At 37.0% G+C, this 16898-nt stretch carries 15 protein-coding genes and 1 pseudogene; all 16 read left to right on the top strand.

Translation table 11 applies throughout. From position 1 onward, the window contains the following. The first annotated feature begins 1114 nt into the window (after positions 1 to 1114). The 16 genes and pseudogenes from NXS00_RS26250 (at position 1115) to NXS00_RS26320 (ending at position 16882) form a co-directional block, all read left to right on the top strand. A complete protein-coding gene (locus tag NXS00_RS26250) occupies positions 1115 to 2269 on the top strand; it encodes a YjbH domain-containing protein (RefSeq protein ID WP_258102276.1) in 1155 nt (384 codons plus the stop codon). Positions 2270 to 2460: 191 nt separating this feature from the next. Further along, positions 2461 to 3603 (top strand): hypothetical protein, encoded by a 1143-nt coding sequence (locus NXS00_RS26255; protein WP_258102277.1) that lies wholly within the window; start codon positions 2461 to 2463, stop codon positions 3601 to 3603. A gap of 35 nt (positions 3604 to 3638) precedes the next feature. Further along, complete coding sequence (locus NXS00_RS26260) at positions 3639 to 4421, top strand: hypothetical protein (protein ID WP_258102278.1); 783 nt, start codon at positions 3639 to 3641, stop codon at positions 4419 to 4421. Between the two features lie 42 nt (positions 4422 to 4463). Further along, positions 4464 to 5264, top strand: coding sequence for a polysaccharide biosynthesis/export family protein (locus NXS00_RS26265; RefSeq protein ID WP_258102279.1), 801 nt, complete (start codon positions 4464 to 4466; stop codon positions 5262 to 5264). 40 nt (positions 5265 to 5304) lie between these two features. Next, positions 5305 to 5583, top strand: a pseudogene (locus NXS00_RS26975) (Wzz/FepE/Etk N-terminal domain-containing protein); the annotation flags it as partial. A 210-nt stretch (positions 5584 to 5793) separates the two neighbouring features. Continuing rightward, positions 5794 to 7608 (top strand): GumC family protein, encoded by a 1815-nt coding sequence (locus NXS00_RS26270; RefSeq protein WP_258102280.1) that lies wholly within the window; start codon positions 5794 to 5796, stop codon positions 7606 to 7608. A gap of 30 nt (positions 7609 to 7638) precedes the next feature. Continuing rightward, positions 7639 to 8409 (top strand): glucose-1-phosphate cytidylyltransferase, encoded by a 771-nt coding sequence (rfbF, locus tag NXS00_RS26275; RefSeq protein ID WP_258102281.1) that lies wholly within the window; start codon positions 7639 to 7641, stop codon positions 8407 to 8409. An 82-nt stretch (positions 8410 to 8491) separates the two neighbouring features. Next, the gene (gene rfbG / locus NXS00_RS26280) at positions 8492 to 9580 is read left to right on the top strand and encodes a CDP-glucose 4,6-dehydratase (protein ID WP_258102282.1); all 1089 of its coding nucleotides are present in this window, start codon (positions 8492 to 8494) and stop codon (positions 9578 to 9580) included. Between the two features lie 5 nt (positions 9581 to 9585). Further along, positions 9586 to 10434 (top strand): NAD-dependent epimerase/dehydratase family protein, encoded by an 849-nt coding sequence (locus NXS00_RS26285; protein ID WP_258102283.1) that lies wholly within the window; start codon positions 9586 to 9588, stop codon positions 10432 to 10434. Between the two features lie 6 nt (positions 10435 to 10440). Beyond that, positions 10441 to 11742, top strand: coding sequence for a lipopolysaccharide biosynthesis protein RfbH (rfbH, locus tag NXS00_RS26290; protein WP_258102284.1), 1302 nt, complete (start codon positions 10441 to 10443; stop codon positions 11740 to 11742). An 8-nt stretch (positions 11743 to 11750) separates the two neighbouring features. Next, the gene (locus tag NXS00_RS26295) at positions 11751 to 12833 is read left to right on the top strand and encodes a glycosyltransferase family 4 protein (protein WP_258102285.1); all 1083 of its coding nucleotides are present in this window, start codon (positions 11751 to 11753) and stop codon (positions 12831 to 12833) included. Further along, entirely contained in the window at positions 12830 to 13792 is a 963-nt protein-coding gene (locus tag NXS00_RS26300) for a glycosyltransferase family 4 protein (RefSeq protein WP_258102286.1), read from the top strand. Before NXS00_RS26295 ends, NXS00_RS26300 begins: the two co-directional genes overlap by 4 nt. Before the next feature lie 35 nt (positions 13793 to 13827). After that, entirely contained in the window at positions 13828 to 14847 is a 1020-nt protein-coding gene (locus NXS00_RS26305; RefSeq protein WP_258102287.1) for a CgeB family protein, read from the top strand. Between the two features lie 3 nt (positions 14848 to 14850). After that, entirely contained in the window at positions 14851 to 15510 is a 660-nt protein-coding gene (locus tag NXS00_RS26310) for a sulfotransferase family 2 domain-containing protein (protein WP_258102288.1), read from the top strand. Next, positions 15507 to 16202: a sulfotransferase family 2 domain-containing protein gene (locus tag NXS00_RS26315; protein ID WP_258102289.1), complete on the top strand. Its 696-nt coding sequence runs from the start codon at positions 15507 to 15509 to the stop codon at positions 16200 to 16202. Before NXS00_RS26310 ends, NXS00_RS26315 begins: the two co-directional genes overlap by 4 nt. Then, entirely contained in the window at positions 16199 to 16882 is a 684-nt protein-coding gene (locus NXS00_RS26320; RefSeq protein ID WP_258102290.1) for a sulfotransferase family 2 domain-containing protein, read from the top strand. The genes NXS00_RS26315 and NXS00_RS26320 overlap by 4 nt, the downstream gene beginning before the upstream one ends. The last annotated feature ends 16 nt before the right edge of the window (positions 16883 to 16898 follow it).

A 16898-nucleotide genomic window follows, 5' to 3' on the forward strand; every position in this document is an offset into this window, starting at 1 on the left:
CCAACCCCTCTAATATCAATCATCCAAAAATTATTACTCCGTCTTGTCTCCCCTTGCTAATGGGAGATGGGTTAAATCCATTAAATGAAATTAGTAGGCGATAACACTAATTTAAATACAACTGTAATGTCGAGGCACGAGACATATATCTCGCCAATACCTATAAATATCGTGTGCGAGCGAATCCAAGCAATCTCATACTACCTATACTAACCCCGCTAATATCAATCATCCAAAATTTATTACTCTGTCTACTTCTCCCCTTGCTAATGGGAGATGGGTTAAATCCATTAAATGAAATTAGATAGGCGATAACACTACTTTAGATACAACTGTCATGTCGAGGCACGAGACATCTATCTCACTAGTACCCTTATCTATCATGTGCGAGCTAATCCAAGCAAGCTCACACCACTATCAGTCCTGTAGTATGAAAGAATTTCATCAAAAACCCTCCCCCAACCCCCTCCCTTAAAATGGAGGGGACTAAACCACAAAATAAAACCAGTTTGTCATGTCGAGGCACGAGACATCTATCTCCCCAGCACCCATAACTATCGTGTACGAGCGCAGCGAAGCAATCTTACACTAACACACCAACCCCTCTAACACCATTCCTCCATAATTTTTTCGTCTGTTTATGTCTCCCCTTCACAAGGGGAGATAAGTATGACTGATAAAACAATGAAAGTTCGTCATCGGTATCGCAGCGAAGCAATCTTACACTTCCGTCATTCCAGCGCAGGCGGGAATCACATAAAGTATCAACTATCTCCAACCCCTCTAATATCAATCATCCAAAATTTATTAGTCTGTCTACGTCTCCCCTTGTTAATGGGAGATGGGTTAAATCCATTAAATGAAATTAATAGGCGATAACACTATTTTAGACACAACTGTCATGTCGAGGTACGATACATCTATCTCACAAGTACCCTTATCTATCATGTGCGAGCGAAACGAAGCAGCCTAACACCATGTCATTACCCTATCTCATCATTCCTCACACTTCAATCATCCGACATCTAACTTATGTCTTCTAACATCCCACTTTCAGCAACTGACATCTAGTTTCCAACATCCATCTAACCAACTATTTCACTATTTTGCAGCCATGTTGAAAAAACTACTGCCATTTATTCTTTTCATCGGATTATTAACATCCAGCAAAGCACAGGAAGTCTCTCATTGGATGATCTCAAAAGGCTTCGAAAATGTCCAAACTTTAAGCAGGAATGACACCTTATTTATTTCCTATGAAAATCGAGTCCATCGTTATGAAGTAGCTGCCATAAAAGAAATATTAAACACCTTACCAATTCCAGATGGAACAAACACGCTGGTAATTTTCCCAAAGTACCAGAACCTACCTACCGTACAGTTAATAATCCCGACAAGTCTGGATCAATATCTCTCTAAAATAACTCTTAAAACAGATCTTTGGTCTTCCACAGGATTTGGAGAAACAGTATCAGAAAACCAATCAACATTCAAAGCTGATTTAAGCATTGGTCCCTGGATTTACGGAACACAAATTGGGAACTATGACGACCCAATCAAAATAGAGCTAGACCTTGCTCCTACCTTGCATTTACAATTAGCAAAAGGTCTCAAACTCACTGGACAACTTCTGGTTCCTGTAATCAACAACTACTCCGACAATGGTATTCGTCCCGGTATTTTGACTTTGGAGCAATCTGTAAAACTTCCTTTCAACACTTATGCCACCGCTTCTTTTGGACAATACAATCCAAGAAGATACGGAGCTCGACTTCATGCGATGACCTATACCAAAGATGGACAGTGGGGACTTGGAACTACCCTGGGTTATACACAACCATCCTCCATATCCGGTGAGCTAACCTATGATTTCTACGAAAACAGAGCGACACACATTGCTCGAGTGAACGCCTCCTGGAGATGGTTAGAACAAGACCTAATTCTGTCGGGAAGTTTCGGCACTTTTTTATATCAAGATTTGGGAGTGAAAGTAGAAGCACGACGACAATTTAAAGAAGCGCAAATTGCGGTATTCCTTCAAAAGACTTCCATTAGAGAAAATGCAGGCTTTTCCTTATTTCTACCAATTCCTACAAAAAAATATTCTTCCATCAAACAATTCAGAGTTAGAACAGCTCGTCATTTGAGGTATCGTTATCGTTTTAGAGGACAGACTTACGGCGGAGAAGAAATGCAACCGTTTTACGATATAGTTTTGAAATTGACAGAACTTAATCCTGCATTTCTATACAATAAAATATTCGAATAAGTCAATTTTTTATGAATTTCACAACGCACCATTGAATTCTTTCACTATTTTAGTATTCTGACAATTTTCCACAATTAATTAATGGTTAATTGATTGAAAGAGAAGGAGTACCGATATTTATTCCTAACTTTACTTTATAGTTGCATAGAATATGCAATGCTGAAGCGAACTCGAGAAAATACTTATCCGTCATGAAACTCATCAGGCAATCAGCTTTTATTACAAGTATCCTCGCTTTGATTATTTTCATTGCGTGCAAGCGAACTATCGGCGGTATCGATAGAGATACACCTCCACTACCTAGTGGAAATCAAATGATTTCGTTACAAGTGGCTACCACGGATGGTTCTGCTCTACCAACTTACACGGTTTTGGTAACAACTCCAGACGGATCTACTAATAGTTCCACCTCTGGCGATCCAGAATTCATTATTGACCCGATAATCTCGGGAACTTACACCATTGAAGTAACTACAGATGCAGGAGGTCATATTGGGCAAACCAAAGAAATCATAGCTAATGTACCTGCTGAACCATCAGATGATTACGTAACTGGTGCCACATTCTTTCTTACTACCAAGAATCCAGCAGTAACCATTGATAATGCAGCAGGTGGTACGATCAATGTTCCCGCGATGGGCACTGGAGCGGGAGGAATAGGATCACTTCCAACCACAATCACAATCCCTCCAGGAGCTCTTCCAGGAAATGGCAGCACCGCCATAAGTGTAACACCAACACCTTCAGACGGCAGTACATCCAATAACGGAATTAAGGGGGTGGAATTCCATTTTGAGCCGACCCCATTACAATTCACCACACCGATTACAATCGAAATGCCTTTAGGCTTATCACAAACAGCTGTAAACAGTGGAGCTGAAGTGGTATTTCAATATGAAGATGGGGAAACAGAACCTGTTACGCTGAGTAGTGATGGACAAATGGGAACAACTCAAATCTCACACTTTTCTACCTGGACAGTGGTACTAGATATGAACCTGATCATTACTAGTAATGCAAGATCTCAGACTTTCAGCTCGATATGTAGTGAGGGTTTAGATGAAAGCTTCACTTTTTCAGGATCATACGGTCCTATAGTTTCCAATTTACTGCAAATACCAACTCAATATCAAACGGTCATCATTAATGGAACTGTTGTAAAAGAGCCAATTGCTTATTTTAGGTTGTCAGGTACCGCTACAGCATTTACTTTTGGATATCGATTGGAAACATCTAATGGCAACCTTCTAGAACAAAGAAACAACATACCTCTTTGCTCTGAATGCTACACCACAACCTACTCTAGTACTGAATGTCACGATTCAGGAGGATGATCTAATGCTTTAACCCGCTAATGAGCCAAACAACTATGAAAAAAATTATTCTAATAGCTTGCGTATTCATCTCGCTTACTGCTTTTAGTCAAAGCAGGTATAGCAGGGGTCCGTCATTCAAAGAATTTGGTATGGGTGTTGGAGCTTTTTGGCCAGCACTAGACTATTATAATGAGCGAACTGGATATGAATTCAATCAAGGGTTGTCTAGCCAGTTATATGGTAACATCGCCTTGAATTCCATCATTGGTGTACGCTTAGGCGTCGGGTACAACTACATTAATGGAACTCAGCAAGTAACCAGCGAATGGGCTGAGGAAACTTCGATTGGTATTATGCCATTAAATGCCGAATTATTGTTTAATTATGGTGTTGGAGGTCGCTCAGGTTCACAGAAATTTTCAAGAAGTGCATTTACACCAAACTTCTATATAGGTGGTGGAGGTGGGTATGATTTCCTTTTCATAAAATACAGTACACCTACCGGTGGCAACCAAAATAATGTTGGAGCTACGTTTTCGTATCATGCTTTGTTAGGAGTTCAGTTCCCGATTGGACCTATGAAGCTTGGGTTAGAAGGACAGTATATTTTTGGTTCCTATTCACAGGCGTTTGTTCTTAACAACGGAAGTGAAAGTGCTGAGGTGGTGTCTATCAATGGCCCCAAAGCCTTTGTAACCATAGCCTACCCGCTCAACAGCATTTCCAGCCACAGTAGAAGCTCCTACGGAAGACGAAGAACTTATCACTCTAAACGTTACAAGCGTGGAGGATTATTCAAGGCACTATTTAGAAGTAACAGACCGAGAAGACGTTAGTCATAGTATTCGATTTTCCATCTAATTATTCGTCGCATTATAATGAAAATCCAGATTGCTCTTTGGAGCATAATACTTATTGGCATAGTAGGACAATCATGCATACCTAATAAAAAGGTGGTTTATCTTCAGCCAAATGAAACCAGCTCTCTTCCTCTTGACTCTTTGATTGAAACCAGCTACAATCAATACCAACTTAAAAAGGGAGATTTGATCAATGTGGAGGTTCGTTCAAGTGACCCCATGCTAGCGCAGATTTTTATTCCTACTATTAATGGAGCTAATCTAGGTCAAGTTGCTACAGCTGGTAATAACCTTAACTATATTCAAGGGTATGCACTGAATGCAAACGGAGATATCGAATTACCCTTAGTTGGCTTTATACATATAGAAGGCCTAACTATTGAAGAGAGTAAAAAGTTGATTTCCTCAGAAATAGCTAAATTCATTAAGTCGCCATATATTTCCGTAAAACTTGGTGGTATTCCCTATGCCACTCTTGGGGAGTTCAATAGACCCGGACGATACTCGGCACTACAATCTCGACTTACAATATTAGAAGCTATAGCCAACTCTGGAGACCTCACTATTCTGGCTAATCGCAAAAAATTCACATTGATTCGTCAACATAAAGAAGGAATTAAAAGGCACCTTATAGATCTCACCGATGAAGAACTACTCATCTCGCCCTACTATTATATACAGCCTGGTGATCAACTATATGCTGAGCCACTTAAAGTCAGACAATGGGGTGTAGGAGTAACAGGCTCACAAACCTTTACTACTATACTGTCTATAGTATCCAGCACTTTGCTGATCATCATTACCGCTAATCAACTTTAAACCAACTGTGAATCAAGAAAATTTTCAACAGCAGTTTTTAATGGAGGAATCCGGAGAATCCGATATCAAACATTACTTATTTTTAGTACTCCAAAACTGGAAATGGTTTGCACTTTCGGTACTTATCTTCCTTTTGGGAGCATACCTACTAAACCGTTATACTACACCTCAATACTCTGTAAGTGGAACTTTACTCATCAAAGAGTCCAAACAGAATGCTTCTGATGAAATTCTTAAGGAACTGGACTTCTTTAGTAGTTCTGTCAATATCGACAATGAGATTGCTGTATTAAAATCCTATTCGTTAACGAAACAAGTTGTTGACTCTTTAAACCTATTCATTTCAGTAAGTAAGGTTGGAAGATTTAAATCCTCAGAAATTTTCAAAGAGCAAACACCATTTGATTGGAAAATAAAAAAAGCATTCGAAACTTTAACTCCACAAACGCTAACCATTTCAATTTTAAGTGACAATAAGCTAAATATAAATATCATAGATCCAGAAAGAGGATCAAGTGAAAACATCATATTGGATATTACTGAAGAATACCAAAACGAGGAATTTAACCTATGGGTAAACCCAGATGAATTCACAACAACAGAACCTGGAGACGTCTTTGAATTAAATTTTGGATCTCCTGAAAAAACTGCTAAAGAATTAAGAAAACAGTTGCAAATTAATCAGTACAATAAAGAAGCAAGCATTGTTAAAATAAGTCTGGAATCACCGAACCAACTCAAATCAAAAGCAATCATTCGTTTAATGATGCAATCTTACATAAACAGAGAATTGCTATTAAAGAATGAGAAAGCTAAAAGGACTGTTGAGTTCATTGATAAACAACTCTCAGGAATTCAATCAGCTTTAAATGAAGCTGAAACAGAGATGGTAGATTTTAGAACAGAAAACAGCCTAATCAACATTAGTCAAGAAGGAGAGGCTTTATATACTAAAATCCAAGAGTTAGAAAAACAAGCACAAGAGACTGATTTGAAATTCGAATATTATCAATACTTGCAAAAGTACTTAAATCAACCAGTTAATAACGAAAGTGTTGTTAGCCCCTCAACAGTTGGTATCACTGACCCCCCGCTAATCAATTCAATAGTTCAATATAATGAATTAAAAAATCAGCTGACTATTACCGATTCCTATGCATCAGATATCAACCCTCAGGTTCAAAGCATCAAATCGCAAATGATTTCGGTAAAGTCAATAATAAGTGAAAATATCAACAACCTGATCAATGCTACCCAACTAACTCAATCAAACTTAAAAAGACAAATTCAACAGGCTGAACATGAATTAGACCAATTACCAAGCAGTGAACGAAAACTAATTAACATTCAACGTCAGTTTAACCTCAATGACAACCTTTATGTATACCTACTAGAAAAGAAAGCTGAAGCAAGTATTGCTTTAGCAAGTACAGTTGCGAGTACTGAGATTTTAGATGAACCTTTACTTGAAGCACGTACAAGACCCAAAAACTTAAAAAATTATCTCCTGGCCCTAGCTTTTGGATTGTTCATACCTTTTGGCTTCATAATTCTGAAAGAATTCTTCACAAATACTATTCAAGATTCTACAGAAATTGAAAAACAAACATCACTCCCCATCCTTTCTTCTATAGCACTGAGTCATAAAGATAAAGAATTGGTAATGAGCCATTTTCCTCGTTCAAGAACTTCAGAAAGCTTCCGTAATATGCGAGCAAGTTTGAAGTATTTAATGCCCGAGAACAAAAATACTCATGCAATCATGTTCACCTCCTTCACTTCAGGGGACGGAAAAACCTTCTGTGCGATGAATACAGCAGTCATGATGGCTCAAGCAGGTTATCAAACAATTCTATTGGGTTTAGACTTAAGAAGACCTAAAATTTATGACACTTTTAAATTGGAGAATTCTAGAGGAATAAGCAACCTGCTTCTAAGTAATGAGAAAAATGAAACTGACGATTTTATTTACGATTCAAATATTGAAAATCTAAAAATTATTCTTTCTGGACCAACGCCCCCTTTACCCAATGAGCTTTTTATGAGAGATTCCTTCCATAAACTAATGAAGGATTTAAGTCAAAATTATGAGTTCATCATAATCGACACCCCTCCTATTGGCCTAGTATCTGATGCATATGAAATCTCGAAATACGCGGATACTACACTTTTTGTCATTCGACATCAATTAACTCCCAAAAAATCAATCGATTTCCTCAAAGACATTCAATCGAAGAACCTTATTAACAATCTCGGAATTCTATACAATGGAGTAGATTACCATAAATTGACCAGCTATTACGGATATAATAATAAGAAGTATAATGCTTATTACGAGGATTAAATTTTAACAAAACATTAAGAGAACTAAAGAATGAAAATTGTAATACTTGCAGGTGGATTTGGTACCCGTTTGTCTGAAGAGACAGCACTTAAGCCAAAACCCATGGTAGAAATTGGAGGTAAGCCTATTATCTGGCATATAATGAAAACTTATTCCCATTACGGGTTCAATGATTTTGTTATCTGTTTGGGCTACAAAGGGTATGTGATCAAAGAATATTTTGCTAATTATTTTTTGCATCAGTCAGATGTTACCATTGATATGAATTCTAATTCTTTCGAATACCATAAGTCAGAAGCAGAACCCTGGAAGGTTTCATTAGTGGATACAGGGGCTAACAGTATGACTGGAGGACGAATAAAAAGGGTAAAAGAATACATTGGTAATGAACCATTTATGCTTACCTATGGGGATGGTGTAGGCAATGTTGACATCAAAAATTTAGTCACCTTCCATCAAAGTCATGGTAAATTGATGACAGTTACCTCAGTACAACCTTCCGGCAGATTTGGCGCATTGAATATTAATTCTGAAATGGAGGTTAAGTCATTTTTGGAAAAACCAAAAGGTGATGGTTCCTGGATCAATGGTGGGTTCTTTGTATGCCAGCCTGAAGTAATTGATTACATTGAGTGTGATGAGACTATTTGGGAACGAGATCCAATGGAAAGAATCGCATCAGATGGTGAAATGAAAGCCTTCAAACACGAAGGTTTCTGGAAACCCATGGATACGCTTCGTGATAAAAATGAATTGGAAAATCTTTGGGGCGAGGGCAGTGCTCCCTGGAAAGTTTGGTAAATAATCTCCTCCCTCGTTAGGTAGAAATTGAGGGCTGTGTCATTCTATCACATTCTAATCACAAAATTTTCATTAGTTGACAATGAACAAAGAGCAAATTCAACTTATTCAATCCTCTTATAAAGGCAAAAAGGTTTTTCTCACTGGGCATACTGGTTTTAAAGGTTCCTGGTTGCTTTACTGGCTCAAACAATTGGGTGCAGAAGTTAAAGGTTACGCTTTGCACCCAGACCAGTCGGAATCTCTTTATAACAGCATGAATGGCGATTCTATGTGTGATTCTGTCATAGCTGACATACGCAATAAGGACAGATTGTCTCAAGAAATCAAGGAATATCAACCAGACTTTGTTTTTCACCTAGCAGCACAACCCCTTGTACGCCTCTCCTATGAGATTCCCGCTGAAACATTTGAAGTGAATGCGGTTGGTACTGCCAATGTGCTGGATGGAATAAGACATCTGAAGAAATCATGTATTGGAGTGATGATCACAACGGATAAGGTCTATGAAAACAAAGAATGGCATCATCCTTACCGAGAGTCAGATCAACTTGGTGGTTACGATCCTTACAGTGCCAGTAAAGCCTGTACGGAGTTGGTCATTTCCAGTTACCGAAACTCTTTTCTCAATCCTTATGATTATCAAAACCACCATAAATCCATAGTTAGTGCGCGAGCTGGAAATGTCATCGGTGGTGGAGACTGGGCAAAGGATCGTATCATCCCAGATATTGTCAAAGCATTGATTGGCAATCGTTCAATAGAAGTAAGAAATCCAAAAGCAGTAAGACCTTGGCAACACGTATTGGAGCCATTGGGAGGTTATTTGCTATTGGGTGCAATGCTCCTAAAAGAGCCTGTTAAGCACTCCTACTCCTGGAATTTTGGACCGCAAATTGAGGACAATCTGGATGTCGAGAGTCTGGTACAAACTGCAATCAAAGTCTGGGGTACGGGTAAGTATGAGACCCAAAAGCAAATAAATCAACCTCATGAAGCAGGCTTGCTTAAGTTAGATATCTCTAAGGCAATGGCGGAATTGAATTGGAAACCAAAATGGTCTGCTGAAACAACCATTGAAAAAACGCTTTCCTGGTATAAAAAGCGCTTAAATGGAGTTTCAGCGAGTGAATTATTGGAGTCAGACATCAATTCATATTCGACTAATTAAAACCAATGATTTTACTTACCGGAGCTACTGGATACTTGGGCAGCCATTTGCTACAACACCTTGTTAAAAAACAAGAAAAAGTTATCGTCCTTAAAAGGTCAACGTCTGATCTTTCGAGAATTGAATCAATTAAAGATCAAGCTATTTTTATTGATATTGATTTAACTGACCTATCCGAAGCATTTAAATATCCAATAGAACGTGTTATTCATACGGCAACTGTATATGGAAGAAAAGGAGAAAGTATTTCTGACTTAATTAATACCAATATCGCGTTTCCTATCAGGTTGGCAGAACTATCGGAAATCCATGGCATTAAAGCGTTCTACAACACCTCTACGAGTCTTGATTCTACCGTAAACCCCTATTCATTGAGTAAATTTCAATTCACCGAATGGTTATCTAAATTCCAAAAATCCTTTAGAGTAATTAATATCGTACCTGAATATTTCTATGGTCCGGGAGATGATAATTCTAAGTTCATTGGAATGTTAATAGAAAAGATGAGTAACGGTACTAACGAAATTGCTTTGAGCCCTTGTACTCAACAGAGGGACTTCATTTATATTGACGATGTAATTTCAGCCTATGATTCAATCCTTTCAAATGAAGACTTATTTGACGCAATGAGTACTTTTGAAGTAGGTTCTGGATCTACTTTATCTTTGAAAGAATTGGTTTTGAAGATAGCAACTCTTAAAAATTTCAACATCAATAATCTAAAATTTGGAGCAATTCCGTTAAGAGAGAATGAGTGTATATTCTCAAAAGCAAACATTCAAAAATTACAAAAATTAAATTGGAAACCATCTGTATCACTAGATTCAGGACTAAAGACTACAATTAGCAAATAATAAATTATGGATTACAAGAATATCAACGAGAAACTACTTGCTAACTTATCTGAAATAGCTAAGACTAATACCTCCAAAGTAATTAAACCAGGAGAAGACTATATTCCAGTAACAGGTAAGGTTATGGATGAATCCGACATTCTTTTAGGTGTAGATGCCATGCTAGATGGTTGGTTAACAGCTGGGCGGTTTGCTAAAAAATTTGAAAGACAGTTTGCTAAATACTTCGGGGCAAAAACATCAATACTAGTTAACTCAGGATCTTCGGCAAATCTTTGTGCATTTTATGCCCTGACCTCTCCAAAACTGGGAGACCGGCAAATAAAACCAGGAGATGAGGTTATTACTGTAGCTGCAGGATTCCCAACCACGGTAAACCCAATGATCCAATATGGAGCAGTACCGGTGTTCATAGATGTTGATATACCAACATACAATGCCAAAGCGGAGCTAATCGAACAGGCAATTTCTCCAAAAACCAAAGCCATCATGATGGCGCACACGCTCGGAAATCCTTTCGATCTAAAAACCGTGATGGAAGTTGCCGAGAAGCATAATCTCTGGGTGATTGAAGATGATTGTGACTCACTGGGAGCAACCTACAATGGTCAAAAAACGGGGACTTTTGGTGATTTGGCTACCGTATCCTTCTACCCTGCTCACCACATCACCATGGGTGAAGGTGGTTCGGTATTGATCAACAACATGAAACTTAAGATGCTTGTTGAAAGCTTCCGTGACTGGGGGCGAGATTGCTATTGTGAACCAGGAAAGGACAATACCTGCAAACAACGCTTTGGTTGGCAACTCGGTGATTTACCTCATGGCTATGATCACAAATACACGTATTCTCACATTGGATTTAATCTAAAAGTTTCTGACATGCAGGCAGCTGTTGGTTTGAGTCAACTGGAAAAAGCGGATGCTTTCGTAGAACGTAGAAGACAAAATCATGCATTACTTTACAATAAGATGAAAGAATTCGAAGAATTCTTTATTCTTCCTGAGGCTACTCCAAATAGCAATCCAAGTTGGTTCGGATTCATGCTAACTCTTCGTGATAGTGTGAATGTATCACGCCATGACTTAGTTCAGAATCTGGAAGAAAATAAAATTGGAACAAGGCTACTGTTTGCCGGCAATCTAATGAGACAACCGGCTTATGCTAGCATCCAAAAAAGAACTGTAGGTACATTCGAGAATACAGATAAAATCATGAATGATTCGTTTTGGATAGGTGTTTGGCCAGGTTTAGAAGAGCAACATTATGACTATATCATTGATGTATTGAGAAAATTCTTAAAATAACAATCAAATTGTCAAAAGTTTCCAAAATTTTCTACTTTACTCCTATAGCTTCTCCATTCCAATTAGAATTTATTTCTAGTTGTAATGAGAAGCTTTGTAACTCAGAGATAATTCCTGTTTTCGTAAAACCTCTTCCGGAACACAGGAAACATTGGGGGAATACGAATATTGGAATTAAACTCTATTCGCTGGCAGGATCTAAAGTTAATAGAACATTGAATCTTCTAAATAAAGAAAATCCGGATTCCTGTTTTCTAAGTTCTTATACTTCTCTTGAAAACTGGGTTACGCGACAATGGTGCATTAAGAACGATAGAAATTTTTTCATTGGCCCGGTGGAACCAATGAATATGCATAATATAGGACTTATTAAACAAAGGTTTCGTCTTATTATATTTAAAAGATTCGTCAAAGGAGCTTCTGGAATAGCTGCCATGGGAAATAATGCATTGCGCATGTATAGAAAAGTGTTTCAAGGTAAAATGATCAATATTAGTTACACGTTCAACCACTCAAAATTATTAAGTAAGAACCCTTTACCAATTGACGAACCCATAACTTTTCTTTATTCGGGAAGATTATCAGCGTTTAGAAACCCCTTACTTGTAATCGAAGCATTTGCTCAGGCAAGAAAAGAACATCCCGATATTCCTATGAAATTAATCATGTCTGGGAAGGGAGAACTCTACCAAGATTGCATTGATTTAATCAATTCTAAAAACCTCACCGATTTTATCGTATGGATGAATGAATTCAATGATTGGCACGAAATACATTCCATATATTCTAAAGCTCATGTCCTCCTTGCCCTTCAACGTTACTCTACTTGGGGAATAATAATACAAGAGGCTATGGCTTCAGGAATGGGAATTATTGCGAGTAGAACTATCGAAGCAGCTGACAACTTAATCATTGATGAGTATAATGGTTACCTAATTTCTATGAACAAAGATGAAGCTGTAAAAGCCATGAGTAATTACATTGATAATCGAAAACTCATAAAACTGCATGGCAACCGGTCAAAAGAGGTAGTAAAAACTGTAGACATTGAATCTCAATCGAAAAAACTTGTAAGTCTTTTTTACTCATGAAGGTACTTTGGATTTTTAGAGCACCAGTTAAGGGAGTATTTAGCATTGAAAATCTTTTTGGAAGTCTCGAACAAGAGATGAGAAAAAAAGTACAACTTGAAATCTATCATTATGATCGAAAGAAAAGCCTAATGAATAATGTAAGAGCCATTAGATCTTACGATACTGATATTTACCACATTACGGGTGGTACAAATTTCCTTGCACTGTTACTCCCTGCCAAGAAGACAGTTATTACCGTACACGACATTGACCACTATCTCCTAACTCTTAGAGGAATAAAAAAGTATTTATTTGGGCTATTATGGTGGAAAATTCCATTGAGAAGGTCCAGAATTACCTGTATCTCACAGCATACCAAAGAAAAATTAATTGACAATTTTAAGATCCCTGATCATCGAATTACAGTCATACCAAATTGTGTAGATGCTCGATACCAGTCGATTACCGATGTAGCTCCTATAAAAAACAGGATATTACAAGTAGGAACTAAAAAGAATAAAAACCTTGAGCGAGTGATTGAAGCTCTTGAGGGAATTGATTGCGTTCTTGTAATTGTTGGTAGATTGAATAATGCACAGCAAATGCTCCTTGAAAAACATAAAATCAAACATGAAAATTTGCTTGATCTGGACCTGGAGCAACTGATAATAGAATACAATAAAGCATCCCTGGTAACATTTATATCTACCAGTGAAGGTTTTGGCTTACCTTTATTAGAAGCGCAAGTAACTGGAACTCCGGTAATTACCTCAGACATTGAACCGATGCGGGCAATTTCAAACGGATGTGCAACTCTTACTGACCCATATAGTATAAGTGATATAAGACAATCAATTGTTAAACTTTTATCTGAGGATAAAGAGCACCTAATAATCTCAGGTTTAAATAACGCCAAAAGTTATTCAGCAAATAGCATAGCTAGTGATTATTATAATTATTATGTAGATAAGTTTTAAGATTATTTTGGTTCAACATAATAACATAATTTATAATGGATAAAATCCTTCTTGTAACGAATTCTCCAGGCCAAAGAGGTCTCGCCCACTACTACTATCTTGCCCTTAGAGATATCGTTCAAGAGAAGAACGTGAAAGCTCTCTTTGCTAAGGATGCAGATTATAATTCAAATAGATCTTTTACTCGGCGTCTGATAAAAAAGGTGGAATCAAAATTCTTTAATAATTATTCCAAGTGGCAAACCAATAGAATCGTTGACCTAGTTGATAAGAATGATATGACTCATGTAGTTCTTTTCAACTCCGCTGGACTAGAACCTGATGACATTAGCAAACTATCGAAGTTGCCAAAGCTTAAACTTTACCAGTACTTATCCGATAGTCCTTCTGGGATGAGTTCAGAAAAATTTAAAAACGCTATACCCACATTAAAATATTTTAATGCCGTATTTGTTTACGCTAAATCCTTGATTCCTGTTATTTACCAATATGGAGCAGCAAAAGTCTTTCATTTACCTTTTGGATATTGCAAATACACTCATTTGAAAGCTCAACCCAATTCCAAAACACAACATCAAGGAATCTATTATTTTGGCACCTGGGGTCCATTGATAGAGGATTGGTTGAGCCCACTTGCTACCTTCGGCTTAAAAATCGAAGGAAATAGCTGGGATCGATCAAAATTCGCTTATTTGAAATCAGCTGCACAAAAGGGAGGAATAGTAGAAGGTGGAATGGCCGAAAAAGCAGCTCAGTCGGCAATAGTCATCAACTTTATTCGTGCACAACATGGTTGTTTTAATTCCATGAAAACTTTTGAACTAGCTGCTGCAGGAGCATGTGTGATTACCAATCGCACCGAAGAACAGATAGATTACTTTGAAGATATGAAAGAGATAGTCTATTTTGATAGCCAGCAAGATATGCTTCAGAAGGTTGAGCATCTACTTAATAATGAAGACCTGCAAGCAGCTATAAGGACGAATGCTTATAACAAAGTCCAAAAACATTCCTATCACGAAAGAGCAGAAATGCTCATTGGATTAATTGACTAAACTATGTCATTAAAATATAACTTGGAAGGAGCAAGATTATGCTACCGAAGATTCCAGCAAAAAAGACTTATTTCGAATTGGATTCAGGACATCAATGAGGAGAAATATAACTTCATTTTCATTCATATTAATAAAACTGCCGGAATAAGTATACAGAAGGCATTAGGAATGCCAAAACAACTACACGTTCTTAGTTGGCATCTATACAAGAAAGTTAACAGACAGCAATGGGATAATTGCTTCAAGTTTGCCATTGTTAGAAATCCCTTTGACCGTGCAGTTTCCGACTATCACTATCGATGTAAAACAAACCAGCATAACATGGGAAGCAACCCCATCTCATTCAGCGAGTGGGTCAACAAAACTTTTGTGGAATGTGATCCTTTTTATCATAATATGAGATTTACCTTTATGCCTCAAATTGAGTGGTTAATAGCCCCAAATGGAAAACTACTGGTGGACTATATTGGTCGATTTGAGACACTCTATGATGACTTTTCGTTCATTTGTGAGAAACTTGGGGTTAAGAATAATTTGAAACATGAAAACAAGTCCATCAGGAATGATTTCAGGAGTTATTATGATAACCAAACCTATGAAGTGATCTCCAAATGGTATAAGAGAGATCTAGAATTTTTTAATTACTCGTTCGATACAAAATGATTAGTCATAACCACAAATGTATATTTGTACATATTCCAAAGACCGCTGGACAAAGTGTTGAGAATTTTTTTTTAAGTGACTTAGGGTTGGATTGGAAGGCACGGCTACCACTACATCTAGGATCTAATTCAGAAAAATCAATAGGCCCACCCAAGCTCGCACATTTAACAGCATTAGAATACGTGCAACATCATTATGTAAGCAAAAGTCTATTTGATAATTACTTCAAATTTGCCTTCGTAAGAAACCCGTATGATCGAACCTATTCATTTTACAAATGCATGTATTATAATCGGATCATGAGCTTCAATACTTTTGTTGAAGAAAAATTACAAAACAAACTATGGGAGGAAGAATTTTGGTTTTTAAGACCTCAGGTAGATTTTATCTTTGATTCTGATCTAAAAAAGATCGTTGACTTTGTAGGTAAATATGAGACACTTAATCAGGATTTCGAAACTGTACTATCCTCATTAAATCTTGTCAAAAACAATCTTCCTCATAAAAATAAAACTTCAGATAAAATATCGTTGGGTAGATTAATCTATTTGATTAAAAAGGATTTTTCCTTCCTGAAACTCCCGTTGTCCATCAATGTGAATTCAAAGTATGAATATACTCCGAAAGTTAAAGCAATAATAAATAGACTTTATGAAAAAGATTTCGAGGCGTTTGACTACCAAGTACTATGATAATTTCTCATAAACATAAATTCATTTTTGTTAAAACAAGAAAAACCGCAGGCACTTCATTCGAAACACTTCTTGCTTCTATTTGCGATTCGAGTGATGTGATTACCGAAATTTCTGAAGAGAAAATAAGGCTTGAAAAATATGGCTTGAGGTTCCAAAACACTACAATTCATTTTAAGTATTATACTCTAAAAGACTGGCTAAGATTAATTTTTAAATTCAAAAAAAAGAAATTTCACTCCCATATGCCTGCACATGAGATTCAAAAATACGTTTCAACTTACGTCTGGAATAATTATTTTAAATTTTGCTTGGAAAGAAATCCTTGGGACAAAACTATATCACACTTTTTTTGGCGAGGAGGGTATGACAAATACAATTCAATAGAAGGTTACCTAAACTCTAGAGATTTTGAACGAACTTCAAATTTCAAGTTATACTCTGAGGATGGAAAAATAATTATTGATAAGATTTATCAGCTTGAAAGTATTGACGAATGCATTGAAGAGTTATCGGAGAAATTTAGGTGTGAATTTAATTACACATTTAGTGATATAAAATTCAAGACAAATCAAAGAAAAGATAAAAGAAACTATAAAGATGTACTTAACCCTAATTCAGCGGACAGAATTGCCCGCTTACATGAAAAAGAGATCACTCTTCTAAATTACAAATATTGAGTTGATAACCCAACAT

The organism is Marinoscillum pacificum (assembly GCF_024714495.1).
GTDB classification, from domain to species: Bacteria; Bacteroidota; Bacteroidia; order Cytophagales; family Cyclobacteriaceae; genus Marinoscillum; species Marinoscillum pacificum.

Coding starts and splice junctions, on each gene's coding strand:
- NXS00_RS26250 (WP_258102276.1), top strand. CDS start 1,115: ATGTTGAAAAAACTACTGCCATTTATTCTTTTCATCGGATTATTAACA.
- NXS00_RS26255 (WP_258102277.1), top strand. CDS start 2,461: ATGAAACTCATCAGGCAATCAGCTTTTATTACAAGTATCCTCGCTTTG.
- NXS00_RS26260 (WP_258102278.1), top strand. CDS start 3,639: ATGAAAAAAATTATTCTAATAGCTTGCGTATTCATCTCGCTTACTGCT.
- NXS00_RS26265 (WP_258102279.1), top strand. CDS start 4,464: ATGAAAATCCAGATTGCTCTTTGGAGCATAATACTTATTGGCATAGTA.
- rfbF (WP_258102281.1), top strand. CDS start 7,639: ATGAAAATTGTAATACTTGCAGGTGGATTTGGTACCCGTTTGTCTGAA.
- rfbG (WP_258102282.1), top strand. CDS start 8,492: ATGAACAAAGAGCAAATTCAACTTATTCAATCCTCTTATAAAGGCAAA.
- NXS00_RS26285 (WP_258102283.1), top strand. CDS start 9,586: ATGATTTTACTTACCGGAGCTACTGGATACTTGGGCAGCCATTTGCTA.
- rfbH (WP_258102284.1), top strand. CDS start 10,441: ATGGATTACAAGAATATCAACGAGAAACTACTTGCTAACTTATCTGAA.
- NXS00_RS26300 (WP_258102286.1), top strand. CDS start 12,830: ATGAAGGTACTTTGGATTTTTAGAGCACCAGTTAAGGGAGTATTTAGC.
- NXS00_RS26305 (WP_258102287.1), top strand. CDS start 13,828: ATGGATAAAATCCTTCTTGTAACGAATTCTCCAGGCCAAAGAGGTCTC.
- NXS00_RS26310 (WP_258102288.1), top strand. CDS start 14,851: ATGTCATTAAAATATAACTTGGAAGGAGCAAGATTATGCTACCGAAGA.
- NXS00_RS26315 (WP_258102289.1), top strand. CDS start 15,507: ATGATTAGTCATAACCACAAATGTATATTTGTACATATTCCAAAGACC.
- NXS00_RS26320 (WP_258102290.1), top strand. CDS start 16,199: ATGATAATTTCTCATAAACATAAATTCATTTTTGTTAAAACAAGAAAA.